The following is a 20,619-nucleotide window of genomic DNA, read 5'->3' as shown; positions in this document are numbered from 1 at the left end:
TTTACTTTAAAGGGGGTAAATACAACTTTGTCCCCGGAGCTATATTCCTAAAATTTAAAACATTATTGTACGATGCTACTTCTCTATAATACCCACTGTCTCCATAGATTCGATAACAGATTAGAGGTAACGTATCTCCTTCTTTTACTTCAATATAATGGGTCAGGTCTGGAGATTGACTATCTGCTTCTGCGGCTATATCATCTGCAGAAATGGCGCCTTCAAAAGTGGTGCTTAATTTAGCTCTTAATGGTGTACCATCACTTTGAAAAAGCGTATACGAAATATTTAAAGCGGTTAGTTTGCATTTAAAAACCAATGTTCCCCATGAAAGTATTAAATAGTTGGGTTCGTGTATGCTTCCATTATAGGTAAAACAAGTGCTTTTAAAGCTATCTATCTGATCTGAAACCGGAGTTTGCGATGCAAATAAACTATCCGTACTTACTGCCCCTGTGGCATCAAAATAAATATCAAAAGTCACTTTTTCCGGGGGTGTTCCTTTATACCATACGGAAGTCCCAGGAGATCCTACAGGTTGAAATTTATTATATTCAATGGTATGATCATGTGTATATGATGCCGGGTTTATTTGTACAGTGCAACTATCTCCTGTTTTACTGGAATACTCATTATCTGAATATGCTGTAATGGTCATTAAATTTTTTGACATCTAGCGCTCTCTTATTTTTTGTAATTGTCTTTTTACTTCTTTTTTACAAAGGTTTTCAACGGTTTCTTTTATCATGCTTATGTCTAAAACCTCTTGTTTTGGTTTTATAGACTCTTCGACTTTTACTTTTATGATCAACTCTCTTATTTCTATAGGCATAATTTATACTACTAGTGAATAATCGTATGATAATTCCAGTGTTTCTATAAGAATTTCATTGTTCATGGAGTTTAATGGCGAAAACTCCCATTTTACAGGCCATGCGTTAATAAAACTCCAGTTTTTTATAGGAAAACTATCTTCATCCAAAAGGCTTAATATGACTGTTTGTGTAATAATTGACGATGATAATCCGCCTCCAATAGTGGCTTCGCACCATAATGACAAGGCCGAAACACTTGACGTTACGCCACGTTTTAGAACAAGGTTTTGGTATTTTGCTCCGGTAGGAACCCGGTGTTTAAACCGGTTTTCCCCACCTTCTGCAATTTCTTCTGTACCCATTTCCATAGACATACCTGATACTTCTTTAAAGGAAGTATCAAATAAGCCTAATTCTAATGGAAATGTTAGTCTAAAATAAAAACCTGGTAATGGGTAATCACTCATAAGTTTTAACTATTGGAAATAGTTAAGCCCTCGTGAGCCAATTCTAAAGTTTCTACCGCTACTTCGTTTGCTTCAGATTTTAGATCTGTAGCTGTTATTTTGGTAGGCCAGGCATTCGTTAATGTCCAGGTCATTGTTGGTGATCCAGACTCATCCAATAATTTGATAACGACTGTTTCTCTTTTAATGGTATTCATTTTTATAGCATTATACCAGGTCCAAAAGTTATTATCTTTTACAAAAACACCTTTTTTAAGTGTTACGTTACTAAATTTAGCAAGGCCAGGCATTTTAATTGTACTAAACGTTTTGCTGTCTCCGTGCCTGTACTCTACCACTTGTGTTTCAGTATCTAAACCTGATACTTCCTGAAAAGAAGCTGTATTATCTTGGGAGCCTAAACTAACTGTAAAATAAAATTTAGTTAACGGCCATATTGCACCTTGTGCTGATCCATCATCTGCCATAATTGTATATTTTTAAAATGATTAATTAATAGTTATTTTTTATGCTTTTTGCATCTCTTGTTGGAATGTAATCTCAATGAATTCCGCTGGATGTGATATGGCTACTTTTACAGCTACGATCATTCTTCCATTAAGAATATCATCCGCAGTCATAGTACTTCCAAGTCCTACTGTTACAGAAAAAGCATCTGCTGGTTTTGGACCTACTAAACCACCTTGATTCCATAAGCCTAATAAGAAGTTACTTATCATGCTTTTTACTGACACCCAAGTCTTAGCATCATTAGGAGCAAAGACATAAGCACTTGCTGCTTCCTTTACAGATTGTTCTATGTATATTAATGTTCTTCTAACATTCACATATCTCCAATCGTTAGAGTTACCATCTAATGTTCTGGCTCCCCAAACGAGCACACCTTTTCCTTGGAATGATCTAATGGCGCATATCGATTTCCCATCTAATGGCACATTAAGATCTTCTTGAGCTTGTAAGTCTATTTTAATTGCTGGTGAAATCACACCTTGTACACCAACATTTGCAGGTGCTACCCAAACACCTTCATTATTGTCTACAATGGTATAAATCCCTGCCATAGCTGCACTAGGTGGCATTAAATTTAATTTTTCCAATACATGATTCAATAACAGTTTGTAAGACGCACTTAGGTTTTTAAGTACTGTATCTGCTTTATCCTGTGTAATACCATCTGCAGCAGGTTTTGCAGCTAATAATGCTGTAATGTATTTTGCTATTGGATTAGGAATAGAACTATTGGTTTTAGGGTCTGTTACGTTTGGAAATTCTGCATTTAGCATTGCTTTGACAGCGGTATAACTTGCCGTTGCAATATTTTTATATGATATATCCGTTAATTGGTTTACTGTAGTATGTAACCAGGGGTAATAAGCCGCTGCATAACTATTAAACTTAGGTAATGTTGGCTCTACGGCATTTCTAAACCCTTCAACACTTGTTGTGCCTACCAAAGGTTCACTATAACCACCAGGAATATCTAAAAGAGCTACCCTAGTGCCAAGTAATCCGCAATGGTTTATCATTTCACCCTGTAGCGTATAACATAACGCGTATTTTTCTGCTAATTCCGTTTGTGTAGGATCCATCAACTCGACTGCATCTGGTATCACTATCATGGTTGGCTCTTCTTCTTTTTCCAATAGTGTTAACGCGTCTGTAAAAGGTGTGGTAGCTGTTAAGCCTGTTGCTGAAAAATCATACCCTCCTGTAGATACAATATAACAGGTTCCGCCTCCATTTTCGTAAAAAAACCGAACCGCACTATATAGTCTATAATTTACTGTACTCGTTGCTAAGGTATACCCATTGCCTCCTACAGAAAAGTCAGCCGGAGTTGAAGCTGCTGGAGTTGCTGGTTTTGCTGGGTCTGCTCCTTTTTTTGCTGGTGCTGCTGGCTTAGCTGCTGGCACTGGATTTACACTAAATTGAATTTGTGGTGGTTGGCTACCAAAAATAGCATTAAACTCTGCCAATGAAGTAATTCTCACGGCTTTGTTTACTAAATCTTTTCCATTGTAGTTGGTCTGTCCTGTGTATCCGATAAAAGCCGGAATTGCAGTAGGTACCGGTACAACGGCATTTCCAAAGGCATCCAATTCTTGGATATAAACCCCAGGTGTTTTCATTGCTGTTACTGACATTCTTCTTGATTGTTTTTAAGTGTTAGACATAAATTATAGTTTGAGAATAATATAAATTCTCGTTATTTTCATTTTCGGTTATAATAGATGATACCCCCGGAACTGGCATTTTCATATCCAATTCCTGTAAAGTATCTGAAAATTGATTGGTGTACCGAATTTTTAATGTGGCATATTTTTCTGGTTTTTGATTAAGCTTAATGGCATTAGTAGAAGTAAAAACATGAGATGCTTCCTGATTTCCTAGGATTATTTTTTTTTCAGATGTTTTATATTCTTCGCTATCTACGCTTTCTATGCTCATATTCTGAATTTCAATTTTCTTATCTTTAGGCACAATAACAACATATTCCCAAAAAGTGGCTCTGGATTCAAAATTTACCTTTAATGAGGGTATGGTATTTTCTTTTAGCGATTCTTGAATGTTTCGCATTTGAATATGTAATATCCCATAACAGTTTGTATGCAAGATCTGTGATGTACCAAAAAATGTACTGGTTAAGCTACCATCTATCCATAGTTGATAGATCCCTGCTCCAAAAGCACTTATATCTATAGGAATATCGGATTGATTTTTTAAAGACTGTTGACTAAATATGTCTTGTCCTTTACTATTTTTAATAATGACCGATGTGGTTTCTGTTATCGAAGCTTTTACATTAAAACGCAACGGACGTGTCTCTAAAGGCAACGGACTTACGGTTTCTTCTTCTTTAAGTGTATTAGTAACTTCTGAGTTAGTTATATATAATACGGATCCTTCTTTTTTAGGTAAATTTACATTGGTATAATTATCAAAATTCTGATCTGTATTAATTAATTGAAAATATAAATCTTCAGCCCTTTGAAGTTCTTCCCAAATTTTTTTGGAAGGCGCTACTACTGCATAAGCGTAGTATTGATGCCCTAACTTTTGAAATCGGATTCCATAATTTTTCATGATACGCCGTGTCTCATGCATTGGCAACAATTCAAAAATATCACATTCATTATTATAGAAATATTGATGTTCTATTCTTATTGTAAACCAATGTTGGTGATTCATATTCATATTTTACTTTATTGCTTTTTAGCGTTTGTATCTAAGCCACTTATGCTTGCTATTTGTTCTTTTACTTGTCCTTTTTGTATGCTAATCATTCTAACTTTGTAGAGCATAGAGGGCACATACTTAGCTCCTATGCCACTCCATACATGACTTAATTCTTGTATGGGTACATTATAAATTTCAAAAGCTAAGCGTTTTATTAATGGATCGAGTTCTGGATAGGTTTCCGACTTAAAAACTCTGGTGGATTGAAATACACCTATTACAGCAGACAGCATTTTTAAGGCTTCCATATAATTATCTGAATTATAATTGGCAGATATTAGCAAATACAGATTAAGGTGCACTGGGGCATTTACTTTATTGAAAGCTCCTTGCTCATTAGTAATATATCCTTCTCTATGTTTTACTGTTTTTTCATGTTCTAGATTTATAATAGACAAAACCACCTTATTCTCAATATTCTTGGTAATACTGCCATCCAGATTTATAAGACTGCCCACTACTACGATATCATCGGTAAGTCCAAAGGACATTTTAAGTTCTTTGTTTAGTAAATTGCTTATAAATAATAATGCCTTATCTAACATCTTTAAACTATTTGTTACTCTCTAATTGTGTTTTTATAGCTGTCATCACCATTCTTGAAAAATAAATACCTAATGCGCATATGCCATATACTACCCTAAATAAAGGTTGTTGGTTGGTTATAATCTCGGAAACTTCTTCTATCTCTTGGGACACCGTTTCACTTATAATATGAGCATCTGAACTTATAATATATGAAACTACCAAAGCCAAAGGGATACTAATTGCCATGATAAATAGGATCCACAAAAATTCTTTTGATACTGCTTTTTTTATAGCAGCAAGCATCTTTTTAATTTTACCCGAATCTTCTTTTATACTTTTAACATTCATTTACAAAAACCTTATTCACGGTAAATCTTTTTGTTTTTTTTCTATAATCTTATTTGCTACATAAAAAGCAGATATTCCTATAAAAAATCCAATGATTAATAAAACAACGCCATTATTTATCCAGTTTTGCATTCTAAAAATCACGACTGCAAAAACCAGTATGGTGGCTATATAATATGCTTTTAAAGATGTATCGTTAAAGAAATTATTACGTGTATTAGGGTATAGCATAGCCATTAAAAAGCCTATGCAAGCAAAAAACAAAATAAAGGACATCACGTAGAGTAAGATCGTTCTATAATTAGTTACTGTTTCTAATTTTCCTTCTACCTTATTTATTTTACTATTGGGGTCTGTAAGCCCTAATGTATTTACTATACTAGAAACTATAGAACTGGATTCTCCATCTGCTGCACTGTCACCTCCGCTAACCGAACTACCGTTAGCACTTGCGGCATCTTGTTCTGGTGGCTTCGATAATTCTTCACTAATGACTTCCCATATGTCATTATACCCTTTATCATATCCCAAAGCCCAAAGTCCCAGGCCTTTTAGCTTCTTTTCTTTAATAAGCTGGGTTTTGTATATGAAACTAGAGTCGTTTTCAAACCAACATTGTCTATATTGGGTCTTATTACTTTTTATTTTATAGGCACTGTATGCACTTTTACTTACGGGCTCTATATAAATTGCTTCGTTTTTTTCTATATTGGTTTTAATATAGCTGTAGGTTCTGCTACCTATGTATTTTTTTACCTTAGACTTTAGGTTTAAGTTTTTTGTTTCCCATAAGCTCCCATAAGTTGGTAATGCTAATATTATTTTAGAGCTGGCTATCCCACTATAAATATAATAATCGACTGATGTTGTCAGGTTATATGGTTCCCAGGTTTTGTCACTTTTTAATGGAGCCACTGGTCCTGCAACGGTACTAGCCTGTCCATAATAATCGTAACCCATAATCACAAATCGATCTATAGCTTGATTTATAGCCTTAAAATCTAAAGCTTCACTCCAATTTACACTGGGTACAGTAATATAAATTTCATAATCTTTATTTGCTTTTTTAAGCCTGTTAGATAAGGTTAATAAAAAACCTGTGTACTCACTTTTTTGTTTTTTTGCGACACCTTCAAAATCGATACACACACCATCTCCATCTCTTTTAGATAATAATGTAATGAGGTTGCTTATCAGTGTATCAATAGCATCAGGATTTTTCAAGAATTTCCTGTTATTCGTATCTCCAAAATTGCTAACTGTAAGGAGTATTTTTTTATTTGGCTGTGCTTTTAATGAATCTATTAATGCAGTCGTTTCCCAGTCGTGAGTTGTAATAGCATCGCCTGTTTTAGGATTCACTTCGTATGAAAAATAGGCAACAGTAGAAAGTAATGAGAAATTAAGTTGCTTGTAATACTCTTTTTCCCAATACGGATACCATCCTAACACTTCATAATCTAACTCAAAATCTTCTGATAACTCTATAGGTGTGGAAGTAATTGTATCGGTACTTGTAGCAAAAGTTGGAGCTTTATTATCTTTTAAGACCTTATGGTGCTGATGAATAAATTTTCTTGCCTGTTTAGTGGAGTCATTATGATTGAATATACTTTTTAAAAATGTTGCTACTTTGCCTGCTTTTTTAAGAACTTTAGTGGTATCTTGTAAAGGAAAATCATCCTTTATAATACTTGAAGGATACATATATTTTTGTATCACAAAACACATAAAAATTATTAAAAAAATATTTTTTTTACTCACTAAATTAAATTATGTAAGATTAATTTGTAAGAGTGTAAGATAATTATTTTAAACAAATTCTTACGTATTTACGTAGTAAAATATTTATATTTTTATATTTTTATTTTTAATGGTATTGATAGTATTGGTTTCGCTATTCTAGACAAAACGGTTTCTCCCTTATTCCTAGTGGTTTCTATTTTATTACAATAGCTCGAAGTTACAAACTTCGATTAGCTGGAGAAGACCGTAAACATATCTTTTCTGTTATTGATACTTTTTACTGCTAAAAGAAAGATCAATCTATTCTGTAAACTAAAAAACCACACTATATCACTATAATGTGGCTTCTCTTTTTTATTTCTTACTTATACTCAGTACTAGTTACAAACTAGTTTTCCTTTTTTATTTAGCTCTACGAAGTCACAGACTTCGCAGAGCGGGATTCACAGAATGGAATAATTAAATTTAACTATTGTTAAATAAAAAATATAATTATAAGTATAATTATGAATAATGAAGTTACTCTATTTCTAAAGTAGTTTCTTAGTTTGTTTTTTCTTACTCTTTACTATCACAAGTTACAAACTTGAAATTACAAACTCAGCGTAGCCGGTACAAATATAACCCAAAGGTTAAAAACAAATGTAAAAGAAGAGTTTCTAAAACTTACAAATCTTACTATTTTTTATCGCTAATCAATTTCTCAATTTTAGCCAATCTAAGAGATAATGATTGTTGGGTTTTGTTTTCTTTCTTAAGAACTTCAATCTCTTTTTGCTGCTTTATAGTATATAATGTTAACTCTTCTATTTTCTGTAATAACTTGGAATCCATTTTTCCTAAAAAGAAACCGTCTTTTTTAACCTCTTCTGCACTTGGAATACCTTTTAAATGCCCTTTGTTCTTTATATATTGCTCAACTTCTCTGAGTGTTGGTAGGTTATAATTATTTTCAAAAACAAAATCAGACCACTCATCTAGTGTGACCTTAATCTCTTGAGTAATTATTTTACCTTCAACACTTAAAATATAATCTTGTATTGTATTAGTCCTTCCAATTGCGACAGCATTTTCAAAATATAAATTGTTACTATTTGGAATCCAAGAAACTTCTTCATTTGTATTACCACTATTATCTTGACCCGTAAAAGAGTCTGATATTTTAATATTGTTCAATGTTCCATAAAGATCAAAAATAGATATATCTACTAATAAACTTGTAGTTGATGTTATTAATGAGGTATAAAAAATATTATCGTTAATTTTATAATTAATAACACCACCCATTCTCTCTACTTTAACTTTGTCACCACTTAAATAATTATTAACTGCAGTAAACTTATTTATCCCTTTTTCATAAACTTTTAATTCCCCTGTATGTCTTAGGTATATTGCATAATCAATTGTTGTGTAATTAGCATCAGAATTCATCTCAGAAAAACCTATCATTCTTGCTTTATCTAATTCTAAAACAGTAGACTCGACCCAACCATCAAGATTTGAATTTAGTACCTCCATTGATGCAGCTCCTCCATTACCCCAAGCATCGCCTACTTCGGTTTTTCTAATATTATCACCTGTTATATCTAGTCCCACTATATCTACCCAAGTGATTGATTGTTGACTAAAGGCATCTTGAAAATTAATACTTACAAAGGTAAATATCACTAACAGACATGTTTTTCCGATTTGTTTTGTTTTCATTTGATTTTTAATTATTTAATTATACAATATAAAAGGATTTTAAATGCCAAGGATTTGCTCATCAATATTTGTTTCTTCCTATGTTATTTCCTCATTAAATCACATCTTACTATAGTTGAAAACCCTTGCTACCGCTATTTTCTAAAACTAGTGGCGTATTAAGTAAGTTTTAAGAAAAGAATAATACCATGAGCTATTTTAGAAATAGAGTAGCTTCTTCTGTATTTTTCTTACTCTTTACCGCCACAAGTTACAAACTTGCGGGAGCAGGGGTTGTTTCTCCAAAAAATTGATTTCATCCTATATTTTGCTTTTCTATTACCAATTAATGATTGTAGTTTCCCATTGCCTTTACTTGTTGCAGCAATTTGAGCTAAATTTGTCATAGCCCCTTTGACGTTATTACTAATTATAATATCTTGTCCATCTGGGGGCAGGCAGTATAAAATTTATACCCGTTTTAAAATTATAATGTTTTATTATTTACTTTGCTTACTCATTAACGCCACTAGTTTTGAAAACTAGCGGGAGCAGGGGCTTATTACCTGCAATTATTGATCTTTTCACTAATTATTTTTGAGGTGTTTTTACCAAACTCATTGCCAACTATGTAAAGTTGATTATCAATTTTATTAATTTGTCTTTCATATTCATTGATATTACCCGATTTATACAAATTAAACAATCCAGTCAATTCCTCTTCGGTAAAATTAGTTTTGTAAACCCCTCTTATTTTGTCTAATAAGGGTTCATAATCAATCTCACTTTTAACCTTTTCCCAACAATGATCGGATATGCTTGTATTAGCTTCTTTATGCTTATCCAATATAGAGTTAACAAAAGTCGATATAGTATTATCGAGATCAGTAATTTCAATTAGCTCATCTATTTTAGAGCCTCTTTTTTGTTGCCCCGATATATTTATACTTGTAAATAAAAATGTTATTATTAATATTACATTTTTCATGATTCTTATTTTACCTGTAAAAAGAATCAATAAGAGACTCTAAAACTTTTCCATTTTCATTTAATTCATAATCACTATCAAAACCTTTAACCTGTAACTGTTCTGATGCCCAATCTCTAATGTTTTCTATTTGATTTTCATGGAAACAAACATCTAGCCTGCTTTTCTTTAAATCATGGTAGTTATTGATTAGATATTCGACTTCTTTCAAACTTAATTTTATTTTATATTCTTTCATAACTTAATTATTGTTGCTGTAGTAGTTTTTGAGCTTTTTTGGTCGAAGTTGGGTTAACAGATATTATTTTCCCTTCAGCGTTTATAACAATTTCTGCCTTTGCTCCAATAATTCGTTGACTCTCTCTTCCTAAATCATCAGTTTTTGAGGGTAAAATTTTCAAAGGGTTCTTGATTGCATCAAGTATGGCCGCTGGTTTTACCGACCTGTTTATAGCCCGATTGATTGCATGTTTTGCAAAACCTGTTACTCCTTTATTTATCAGCTGAATTTCTCCGCCAGGTGAAGGCTCTAATAAGGCAAACAGTATAATTCCTGTATAATATGTAGTTCTCTCTCCTTCAGTAAATTCTATTTCAGGAATTATCCCTTCTCCTGTTATAAGTTTGCTTAAATCATCTATGCCCTTATATAGGGGATTAGTTGCTATACTCGTATCAATCAAACCTTGGGCAATTCCCTTTAGTAACCCGGTTATCCCATCTCCACAACAATCTTCTTCACTGCTGTTGTCTTCCGAGTTATCATCCTCATCGTTAGTATCACTATTGTCCGAACTGTAGACGGTAGTGTAATCTGCACCTTCCGTCAACGTATGCCATTTACCATTTAAATCTTGTACCCTCGTAGTTTGGGCATTGGCACCGCTAGGATCAGCCCAGAACACGGGGTTGTTATCAAAAGCCGTATAGGTGCTCATCGAGTAATGTGTAACGGGATCTATAGAAGTAAACCTAGCGATAGCTGGGTCATAACTGCGTACATCCATCTCATAGAGGTTCAGCCCCAGAGCTTCCTCCAATTCGACACCATTGTACTTTCTCTTTAGCGCAATATTGCTGGAGGTTACGTTGGAATTGTAGCCCTTATGTTTCAATCCAAAGGGATAGTAGTTGTTCTCCTCCAGTATTTCAGAAGAAGCTACACTACCATTATTGTCACTATCTTTATAGCTTAATCTAACATTCCCCAAATGGTCTTTGTATTGGTATATATATTGATATACTATAGAACCAGCATCAAGGATAGGTTCTATGTACCCTTCCTCATGGTTAAAGAATTTTAAAAAATCTCCCGTACCTGAATCTTCATACACATAATTTCCAGCATACTTCGTTTTTGTCATAGAACTTCCTTCTGTAACTACTTTTTCAAGTTTTGCACCAGAGGCATCGTAAATATAAGAAATATTTCCACCGCCCAAAACAACCTGGGTAGGTAAATTTAAGTGGTTGTACGTGATATTCGTTGAAATGCCCTTGTTGGCATCGGTGAGCATGTTGCCGTTGTCATCATAAGTGTATTCGGTAGTTGTATTAGAACCATCTTTAAAACCATAAGTACCATTTCCATTATCCAATACTTTTTTAAGTTTATTACTACTAATTTCATAACTGTAAACCAAATCATCCATGATTCCAAAGCTCGTTGCTCCTGCATTTGTTTGCCCATGCCTAATAAGACTGGTAATGTTCCCATTCTTATCATAGGCTACGGAGTTTAGGTTATAATTACTTGTATTTCCCGTAGCACTTGTAATTCTATTCAAGGCATCGTAATCATACTGATACCACTTTAAACTATTATCTGTATTTGCAGTTTGCCACTCAATTTCCGAAATGTTCCCATTATATAGTTTAGTACCACTATGGTTTACAGTGTTGTAATTAATTTTAAACCCAAACAAATCGTTATTAGCCAAGGTTAATGTATTATCTGTACTTATGTTATCGTTAATACTTTTAAGCCAACCTCTAATATTATAAGCATAATCAATGGTTTGCAACCCTAGTTGTAACTTTGGTGATAAATTATTATCTACAACGCCTCCTACTTTTTTGCTTTCCAATTGACCTAGTTCATCATAAGTATTAACAACAATTAACTCCTTTTTTAAATTATCAGGATCGCTTATTTTTGCACTGAACCCAGGTGTCCCTATAAAACCGGGGTTTAATGTAATACTATTTATAGATAAATGCAATGCGCTTGACGGCTCTGTAAGTATAACATTTGAATTTGTTGTAGGCTCAAAATCAGTTATACTTTGGTACTGATTTATTAACCTCTGCATATGGTCGTACTCGTAAGTATCTGTAATCACAATATCTTCTTGATTTTGTTTTTTATGAATACTCACCACCTTTGTAGGGTTTCCTATAAAGTTTAGTTTGTTTTTTACAATATCAGTCGTTAATAAATATTCGTTATAACTAGCTAACCATATGGGTCTTGCTTTTTTATTGTATACAGTTACACTAGTTATCCATTGATTTGTATCTAATACTTTTATTTTAGAACCCGTTGCCAAGTCTTGTACGTTAATGGCAACATCTCCTGTTTCCCATACAAACGAGGGTTTTGTTATAGATGGAGGTAATGTAAACGTATAATCATCATAGTAATTAACCGTAAGTACCTCTATATTGGTATTAGGAAAGCTTTGATTACTGTAGTAATGATTATTATTTTCAATATTTAATTTGCTTTCATAAATATTTAATTCAGAATCATTATCGTAAAAGGCATCCAAATGACTTTGCATTTGAGCTTGACTTAATAAACTTGCATGAGTATATATCCCTGTGTAAACAACTCTACCAAACACATCATATTTTGTAAATAACCATTTATTACGCTGTGTTAGGTTTGTATTGTATCTTAAATTATAATCTTGGGTTAATATTGGTCTATCTAGCTTATCATAAACGATATATTCCCATTCTTTTCCTGGTATTTTCTTTTCTATTAACCTATTTCTATTATCATATTTATATTGATAGCATAGCTCTGATAATTCTACCGTACTTACACCGTCTGAAGTATTTACTTTAGGAGGTATTACGTAAGTTAAGTTACCATAAATATCGTACACATAATAAGTGTCGTGGTTTACAGCTTTTTCATTGGCATCATCAACATCTCCATCATTGTTAATGTCTACATCATTAAAAGTACGCTTAAGAATTACTTGCCCACGTTCATTTTTAAACTCTTGGGTACTGTGAGAATTACTACCATGAACCCAATTTTCATCTTTTGTATCAGTTTGATAAAGTTCGTTATCACCATAAACGCCCATATCTTCTAACTTCGGATCACTTTTGTTATCATTCAAAAAGGATACTTCAAATAATTTAATATTTTGATGATCTGCATTAAGTGTGTAAAGAAATTTTATTGATTTATTCTTAATTACATCATAATAATTTACTTTACTATCTACTATCCAATCATTTCCTGGTGCACCTTGCTCTAAAACCCTTGATTGTGCAGTATTTTCCAGTATAGTATTAGAATATGGGTTAATGGTATTTTCATACTTACTGGTATTGTAAAAATCATGTACTTCTTGTATTGGGTTAGTTCTTATGGCTCCTAAATTTGATGAAACGGCATAAGGTAAATAGTCTCTTATTTTTCTCCCAAATTCGTCATAAGTTATTGGTGTAATGATATCTTCATATTCTCCTCCGGCACTAACAGCTATATTTTGTAATGGTCTGCCTATACCATCTATATAGCTTATATCTACATTCCCGTTAGTACTATTAATGTTTCCATTTACATCTGGTTTAACATCTACATGATAAGTTGTAGTTTTTATATAGTTTTCATTATCTGTAAGTATTACTGGATAAATACCATTAGGGTCTGGTTTAAAAGAAGCATAAAATACATTTGATGAGTAATTTTGTATTGGGACAGAATTTGATGTTCCATATGCCTCAATTTCCATGACTTGCTCATTACTCGAGGACGCATCAAGTTTGCTCCATATTACTTTAATACCTATCACTACATCAGAGCTATCTTTTAACTGCTCAGTTACTTCTGCACCTCCAAATGCATACCAACTCCAGTTTGTATCTTCGGGAATGTCTGTTTTGAAAGTATATGTATATTCAATGCCTTCTTCTACATACTTTTGACCAACAATTTCGATATTATCTGTTTGTGCGCTTAATGTGCTGCAAAACATAAATAACATTAGAATAAATACTGACTTTTTATAAAATTTCATCATAACTATTCTTGGTTTTTATAGTAATATTCATTTTTTGTTACAACGTTTCCTTCATGATCTGTGACATATTTTAATCTGTTAAAATCGTCATAATGATAGGTGACTATATATCCGCGGGGATCTGTCACAGATAAAATACCTACTAATTTTTTATAGGTATAAGTTGTTATTCTTACATTGCTGAAATCTGGATGTATCCGAAGATCATCAATACTTGAAATATTATCCTCGTCAAAGTCGGAGAGTGCTTCTGCTGTTATATTAAGAGCATCTGCTACTTCTTGAAAAGTTGTGTTTTCTAGTTTAGCTATGGGGTATTGCTTATTTCTGTCCCAAATATAAGTAGTATGGGTTTTTGCTTTTGAACTCGATATTTCTAAAATATTTCCCGAACTATCATACTTTTCATATATGATATCTGTTTCTAAATCACTTTCTGCAACAGCCGTTTTATACTCTTTCGGTACGATTAAACCTGTTAATTCCTGGTATATTATTCGCTGTTTTGATAGATTATTAGTTACTATACCGCTCGATACATTGCCAGTAAATATTTGCTTTTCTGTTTGTATAGGTGTATTGATTCTATAATCGTCAATAAGTGCATTTACTGTTAATAACTCTGATGGTGAAACATCATTTAGGTTCCCTATATCTTCTGGATAGTAAAGCTTGGTTTTTATTGTTTTACCATCCACATCTATGTCTTCTATCAACGTAGGATTTAAATGCTGCTGAAAATCAAAAGCATCAAAAGCTGAATATGTATAATATTTGCTACTTTTTTCTATAGATTTTCCACCTTGCTCATAGAATGTTGTTCTCTCTGATATTAATGGATTAAATTCAATTGGTATTTGGTAATCTGTTGCGTATTTATATTGGTAGTAATCTGGTGTTGGAGAAGTATATGTGTATGCTTCAATATCATTTACTGAAACATTTTCATATTCAAATTCAGTTTTTTCTTTTATGCTGCCATCTTGATACTTTTCTACGCTTAACAATTTACCATTAGACAATACAGGAGTCTTAGGCGCACCTAATCCTGTTTTTTCTTCTTTGTGATTAAAATACGAATAAATAGTTCTTATTTTTTCACTTGATTTAGAATCAATAATATCCTCAGTTACTCTAGAATATCCCACAGCATTACCATTTATAGTTCCTGTTAATGCATAATTACTATTTGATTGTCGTTTTAAGATATAAGAAATATTCCAAGCATTTGGAGGGCATGTGGTTGTCTCTTTATAGAGATCATAATAATCTAGTTCTGTCATTGAAACACCTGAAGAATAATTATTTTCTAATGTATATGTAAAAGTCCTTGTGTTTTTAGGAGATAAAATTTTCTTTACTCGTAAGCCACTAGATTCAATTGCGTTTGGTCTAGTTTCTGTTACAATATTATAGGATATTGTTCCATTAAGCCTTTGATTAACAACAGACTGAAATGGAATACTATCTATTACAAAACGAAGTCTATATTTTCCAGAGCTTAATGTTGTACCAATAATCTCCTCTGAAGAATGCCCATACTCGTCAGCAGTACCAATAAGGAACCAAGTATATGCACTGTAGGCGTCATATAAATCAAATCTACCTACAAATTCTTCCTGATTCATTTCATTAATTTTAAATAACGATAATCCGTAACTATGATTTATAGGAAATTCATTTAACATTTCTTTACTTATAGTATACTTAAGTTTAAACGAATTTGCAGATAATCCTTCGGGTATTTCAAATTCATAAAAATTTGGCGGGTCTCCACTTTCGTCTGTAATACCATCAAATTTCTGAAATGGTTGTGCATAGGGTACATTATTTTCAATATACCCTTTGTATGAGTTAGTAACAAAAGTCGTTTCAGAATTATAATCATTTAACTCATATTCATAATTTGTAATACCACCTGTTGGATATTTTAAAGATTTTAAAGTTCCAGAAACTGTGTAATCAATATCAGCATCTCTTATAGCTCCTTGGAAAAAATTATTATTGCCCATGACAGTAAATACATCAGAAGTGCTTTGGTCTAACTTATATTTATGTAAATCTTCTATAAAAAGATTAGGTATCTTTGATCTAAATTCATTTATAGTAGCTCCATTATAGTAACCCCAATGATCATACATATTTGATGTTTTACTAGGTAACTTGTTTTCTTCAAAATATTTGAATTCATATGGTGGAAGTTTTAATACTTCTGTACTATCTATTTTTATTTCTTGAATTTCTTCTAGCTTTAATCTTAAATACTCTCTTTTTTCGGATGATGAGACATTTAAATACTGATCATTAAAATAGTTATAATTAAAATCATATTGTTTTACAATTTCTTCATTCGCATTTTCAATATCGATCCTTGATAACTTTTTAGATAAACCATAATCACTACGTGAAGTTGTTATAAAATTAACTTCTCCTCCTTTCCAATAAATTCTATTTAAACGTCTTCTATAATGGTGCAATGTTCTAGAATAATGAGTATAGTTGCCATTAGCTATATATGGGGATGCACAAGGAACATTTATAGATACACTATTGTAAGAAATAAATTGTTGAGGATATAAAATTGGGTTAAACGGAATAGGGTTACTAGTAGAATTACTATATGACGATGTAGCTATTAAAGCTTGCTCTACATCAGAAGAACGAACCAAATCCTCTACTGAATCGTCACCTACATAATCAAAATTAATCTCTTCATTATTTACCAAGATAATTTTAGTTAAAAGCCAGGAATTAATTACTTCTGGTGCCTCACTAGGGTCCGAATGGATATCCCCTCCTGTTGAGTTTGTAGTAATTGATTTTTCTTTTTCCTGAAATTCGTATTGAATACCATTGGGGTCTATTACTTTAAAAGTTTTAGATGACCAGTCAAATTCAATTTTTAGATTACTTTCTATGTCTAACAAAACACCTTTGCCTTTATGCCAATCCCCGTTTTCATAAGCTAAAGATTGTAGTATAAATTTTCCTGAGTATCCTCCAAAATTAAACATGAATAAATCAGGCTCAGAATCATGCTTTGCATGGCATTGCGGCTCGTAAACACCTGTCATCCTACCACTCCCTGCTAACCCTCCGCCATATGTAAATTCCCATGCATTTGTAATACATTCTATGGCATCATTAAAAGGGTCATCATAATTATCGTAATTAAAAAAATAGCCTTTAGCATCATTTCCAGAAGGAGCCGTTCCACTAAAAAAATCATCCCTACCCCTAATTTGCCTAGTAATAGCACCTCCTGCATTTAAACTCCAACCCAAACCTACCCAACTAGCTTCTTGAGCAACTTTAATTCCAGAAGCATGGTAGCTTAAGTTTATAGGTAATTGGTATCCTGCTGTATTAATAGTGTATAGGGGAATGTTAATATTAGGAACTCCTGAGTAATAGCTTACCGGCGTATCTACATATTGGGCCAATGCAGCCACATTAGGAGTAGCAGAAAACTGAACACCTGGAGCCCCTATGTCTTGACTGTAATTTATTTTATAGAAAAACAGACTAATGAAAATAACAACAAAACTTTTTTTCATAATTATTTGATTTATAATATTTTAATTTTTAGAATTATTACTTTATTTTTAATATCTGTTTCCATTCATAATCCTGTAATATTAGCAATATCTATATAAGAAGTGCTTTTATCTGTGAATACAATATTTTTTTCATCAATGGAATCTTCCCTTAATGTTATTGGAAGTTCTATTTCTCCAAACTTAACGTTAAATAATGGAATGGATATAATGAGTACTCCTGCATAGTGCCCTAAGAATGCGGTATTAGAAAAGGGAGGAAAAATATTAGGAAGGTTAAGGTCTTGAGCTTTTGCTCCAATAGGACATAAAATGATTAAAGCAAATACGGTTAACGGCAAAAGTCTTTTCATAAGATTATAATTGTTTATTTAACTCCAAATTATCAGCCTATAAAACTACAGAACCCTCAAAGAATAAAAGTAAGGTTTTACCTTACTTTTAGTAAGGTTTTTTATTTTTTTTGGAAGTATCAAAAACTATAATTTTATGACATCGACCACAGTCGTAATCTTAACAAGAACAGGGTTCATTAGATCTGCAAACTATTTTTAACAAATCTTTATTCCAAAAAATGTAGTCAGAATCCATATTTTTAAATAAATTTGTACAGTAAACTTTAGGGGTGTTCCTAATTTGGAACTGAGACATACCCTTTGAACCTGATGTGGTTAGTACCAACGAAGGAAAAAGTTAAAAATGCATGAATGCATGTATTTACATACTTCTTATATAAGTACGCACTATACTTAGTTGCCGTGCTATTTTCAAAGTATTTCGTCTCAACCTTTGATAGTTTATACAAACTATTAAAATTGTATTATTTATGATTAAAATATCGGTAAATGAGACGACAATAGAAGTTGAAGAAGCGACCACTATTTCTAAGCTACTCACTAAAATCAAGTCACCATCAGAAGGTATTGCTTTTGCTATTAATAATAATATTATAGCAAAAGAACAATGGGACTCTTATGGCCTCAGCTCCAATGATCAAGTTTTAATTATTCAAGCAACTCAAGGTGGTTAATGCTCTTCCAGTAATAAAAATATTTACGAAATGAAAACAAAAGACACAGCTCCAAAAGAAGGAACAATTTCAAGAAATCCGTTTCCTAATTCTAAAAAAATCTATGTACAGGGTGACATCCACCCAAACATACAAGTAGCCATGAGAGAAATTGCTCTTAGCGATACCAAGGATGCGATGACGGGGAAATTAACCCCAAATGAACCAGTAACCGTATATGACACTTCGGGTCCATATACAGATCCAAACAAGGACATTGATATTCATAAAGGCATCGATCCTATTCGTAAACAATGGATCTTAGATCGCAATGATGTAGAGGAATTAAATCAATTTACTTCTACATACAGTAACGAACGCTTAAATGACCCAACATTGGATCATATGCGTTTTTCCTTACTCAAAAAGCCTCTGCGTGCTAAAGAAGGCCAAAATGTGACCCAATTACATTATGCAAAACAGGGTATTATAACTCCAGAAATGGAATACATTGCCATTCGTGAAAATCAGCGAATTGATGAAATGACAGAGATCAGCAAGCAACATAAAGGAGAACACTTTGGTGCTTCAATTCCTTCTAAGATCACAGCTGAATTCGTTCGGTCTGAGGTAGCCAGAGGTCGTGCAGTTATTCCATCAAATATTAATCACCCAGAAGCAGAACCCATGATTTTGGGAAGAAACTTTCTGGTAAAAATCAATGCCAATATTGGTAATTCTGCCGTAATATCTTCCATTGAAGAAGAAGTTGAAAAAGCTGTTTGGGCTTGTAGATGGGGTGCAGATAATATCATGGATTTATCTACAGGTGAAAACATTCATGAAACCCGAGAATGGATTATTAGAAATTCTCCTGTACCTGTTGGAACTGTTCCTATTTATCAAGCTTTAGAAAAGGTAAATGGTGTTGCAGAAGATTTAACATGGGAAATTTTTAGAGATACATTGATAGAGCAAGCAGAACAAGGTGTTGATTATTTCACCATCCATGCAGGTGTATTGTTGAGATATGTCCCTATGACTGCTAAACGTGTTACAGGAATCGTTTCTCGAGGCGGTTCTATTATGGCAAAATGGTGCTTAGCACATCACAAAGAAAATTTCCTTTACACACATTTTGAAGATATCTGTGCCATTTTAAAACAATACGATGTTGCCTTTTCTTTAGGAGACGGGTTACGTCCAGGTTCTGTTGCAGATGCCAATGACGAAGCGCAATTTGCAGAACTGGAAACCTTGGGAGAACTAACCAAAATAGCGCGTAAACAAGAAGTACAATGCTTTATTGAAGGTCCTGGTCACGTGCCAATGCACATGATTAAAGAAAATATGGAGAAACAAATTGAAGTCTGTGATGAAGCGCCATTCTATACATTAGGGCCATTAACGACAGATATTGCTCCTGGTTACGACCATATTACTTCTGGAATTGGTGCTGCCATGATTGGATGGTACGGGTGCGCTATGCTTTGCTATGTAACACCAAAAGAACATCTAGGGCTACCAAACAAAGATGATGTACGTACAGGAGTTGTGACTTATAAATTAGCGGCACATGCTGCCGATTTAGCAAAAGGACATCCAGGATCGCAACATAGGGATAATGCCTTAAGTAAAGCACGATTCGAATTCCGTTGGGAAGATCAGTTTAATTTAGGACTTGATCCAGAGTTAGCGAGAGCATACCACGATGAAACCTTACCTGCTGATGGTGCTAAAATCGCCCATTTCTGTTCTATGTGCGGACCAAAGTTTTGCTCTATGAAAATTTCCCAGGAAGTACGAAATTTTGCAGCAGAAAATGATATCATAGATGATGAAGTCGTGCAAAAAGGTATGGAAGAGAAATCAAAAGAATTTAAAGAAAAAGGAAGCGAAGTCTATTTGTAATACCAAATAAACTTCAAAATAACCGATTAAATTCGTTTCTATTTACTTTATATTTCAACATAAAA

The 20,619-nt window shown here is 33.0% G+C and carries 18 protein-coding genes and 1 riboswitch; of the genes, 2 read left to right on the top strand and 16 right to left on the bottom strand.

Going from position 1 to position 20,619, the window contains the following annotated elements:
* Position 1 precedes the first annotated feature (1 nt).
* The 16 genes from Q4Q34_RS15490 to Q4Q34_RS15415 all read right to left on the bottom strand — a co-directional run bounded on the left by Q4Q34_RS15490 (position 2) and on the right by Q4Q34_RS15415 (position 17,987).
* The gene (locus Q4Q34_RS15490) at positions 2-673 is read right to left on the bottom strand and encodes a CIS tube protein (RefSeq protein WP_303315345.1); all 672 of its coding nucleotides are present in this window, start codon (positions 671-673) and stop codon (positions 2-4) included.
* Entirely contained in the window at positions 674-832 is a 159-nt protein-coding gene (locus Q4Q34_RS15485) for a DUF5908 family protein (protein WP_303315346.1), read from the bottom strand.
* A 3-nt stretch (positions 833-835) separates the two neighbouring features.
* On the bottom strand, positions 836-1,282 hold the full coding sequence (locus tag Q4Q34_RS15480) for a phage tail protein (protein WP_303315348.1): 447 nt from the start codon (positions 1,280-1,282) through the stop codon (positions 836-838).
* 5 nt (positions 1,283-1,287) lie between these two features.
* Positions 1,288-1,749: a phage tail protein gene (locus Q4Q34_RS15475; RefSeq protein ID WP_303315349.1), complete on the bottom strand. Its 462-nt coding sequence runs from the start codon at positions 1,747-1,749 to the stop codon at positions 1,288-1,290.
* 39 nt (positions 1,750-1,788) lie between these two features.
* Positions 1,789-3,426, bottom strand: coding sequence for a phage tail sheath family protein (locus Q4Q34_RS15470; RefSeq protein WP_303315350.1), 1,638 nt, complete (start codon positions 3,424-3,426; stop codon positions 1,789-1,791).
* Positions 3,427-3,448: 22 nt separating this feature from the next.
* Positions 3,449-4,471: a hypothetical protein gene (locus tag Q4Q34_RS15465; protein ID WP_303315351.1), complete on the bottom strand. Its 1,023-nt coding sequence runs from the start codon at positions 4,469-4,471 to the stop codon at positions 3,449-3,451.
* Between the two features lie 14 nt (positions 4,472-4,485).
* Positions 4,486-5,064: a DUF4255 domain-containing protein gene (locus Q4Q34_RS15460; protein ID WP_303315352.1), complete on the bottom strand. Its 579-nt coding sequence runs from the start codon at positions 5,062-5,064 to the stop codon at positions 4,486-4,488.
* A 7-nt stretch (positions 5,065-5,071) separates the two neighbouring features.
* Positions 5,072-5,395 (bottom strand): hypothetical protein, encoded by a 324-nt coding sequence (locus Q4Q34_RS15455; protein WP_303315353.1) that lies wholly within the window; start codon positions 5,393-5,395, stop codon positions 5,072-5,074.
* A 15-nt stretch (positions 5,396-5,410) separates the two neighbouring features.
* A complete protein-coding gene (locus Q4Q34_RS15450; RefSeq protein ID WP_303315354.1) occupies positions 5,411-7,102 on the bottom strand; it encodes a glycosyl hydrolase family 18 protein in 1,692 nt (563 codons plus the stop codon).
* A gap of 717 nt (positions 7,103-7,819) precedes the next feature.
* Positions 7,820-8,845 carry a hypothetical protein gene (locus tag Q4Q34_RS15445; protein ID WP_303315355.1) on the bottom strand — a complete coding sequence of 342 codons (1,026 nt, stop codon included), beginning with the start codon at positions 8,843-8,845 and terminating at the stop codon, positions 7,820-7,822.
* Between the two features lie 230 nt (positions 8,846-9,075).
* Positions 9,076-9,231 (bottom strand): hypothetical protein, encoded by a 156-nt coding sequence (locus Q4Q34_RS15440; RefSeq protein ID WP_303315356.1) that lies wholly within the window; start codon positions 9,229-9,231, stop codon positions 9,076-9,078.
* Between the two features lie 155 nt (positions 9,232-9,386).
* Positions 9,387-9,812, bottom strand: coding sequence for a DUF2059 domain-containing protein (locus Q4Q34_RS15435; protein WP_303315357.1), 426 nt, complete (start codon positions 9,810-9,812; stop codon positions 9,387-9,389).
* 10 nt (positions 9,813-9,822) lie between these two features.
* Positions 9,823-10,050 (bottom strand): hypothetical protein, encoded by a 228-nt coding sequence (locus Q4Q34_RS15430; RefSeq protein WP_303315358.1) that lies wholly within the window; start codon positions 10,048-10,050, stop codon positions 9,823-9,825.
* 7 nt (positions 10,051-10,057) lie between these two features.
* Positions 10,058-14,077, bottom strand: a complete 4,020-nt coding sequence (locus Q4Q34_RS15425; RefSeq protein ID WP_303315360.1) for a DUF6443 domain-containing protein — start codon at positions 14,075-14,077, stop codon at positions 10,058-10,060.
* A gap of 2 nt (positions 14,078-14,079) precedes the next feature.
* Positions 14,080-17,634, bottom strand: a complete 3,555-nt coding sequence (locus Q4Q34_RS15420) for an RHS repeat domain-containing protein (RefSeq protein ID WP_303315361.1) — start codon at positions 17,632-17,634, stop codon at positions 14,080-14,082.
* Positions 17,635-17,699: 65 nt separating this feature from the next.
* On the bottom strand, positions 17,700-17,987 hold the full coding sequence (locus Q4Q34_RS15415; protein ID WP_303315362.1) for a hypothetical protein: 288 nt from the start codon (positions 17,985-17,987) through the stop codon (positions 17,700-17,702).
* 258 nt (positions 17,988-18,245) lie between these two features.
* A riboswitch (TPP riboswitch) is annotated at positions 18,246-18,340 on the top strand.
* A 120-nt stretch (positions 18,341-18,460) separates the two neighbouring features.
* On the opposite strand from Q4Q34_RS15415, the gene thiS reads away from it, so the two are divergent.
* The gene (thiS, locus tag Q4Q34_RS15410; RefSeq protein WP_303315363.1) at positions 18,461-18,664 is read left to right on the top strand and encodes a sulfur carrier protein ThiS; all 204 of its coding nucleotides are present in this window, start codon (positions 18,461-18,463) and stop codon (positions 18,662-18,664) included.
* A 30-nt stretch (positions 18,665-18,694) separates the two neighbouring features.
* The gene (gene thiC, locus Q4Q34_RS15405) at positions 18,695-20,554 is read left to right on the top strand and encodes a phosphomethylpyrimidine synthase ThiC (protein ID WP_303315364.1); all 1,860 of its coding nucleotides are present in this window, start codon (positions 18,695-18,697) and stop codon (positions 20,552-20,554) included.
* Positions 20,555-20,619: the final 65 nt, after the last annotated feature.

The organism is Flavivirga abyssicola (assembly GCF_030540775.2).
In the GTDB taxonomy this organism is placed as follows: Bacteria; Bacteroidota; Bacteroidia; order Flavobacteriales; family Flavobacteriaceae; genus Flavivirga; species Flavivirga abyssicola.
This window is presented reverse-complemented; position numbering and strand designations above follow the sequence as displayed.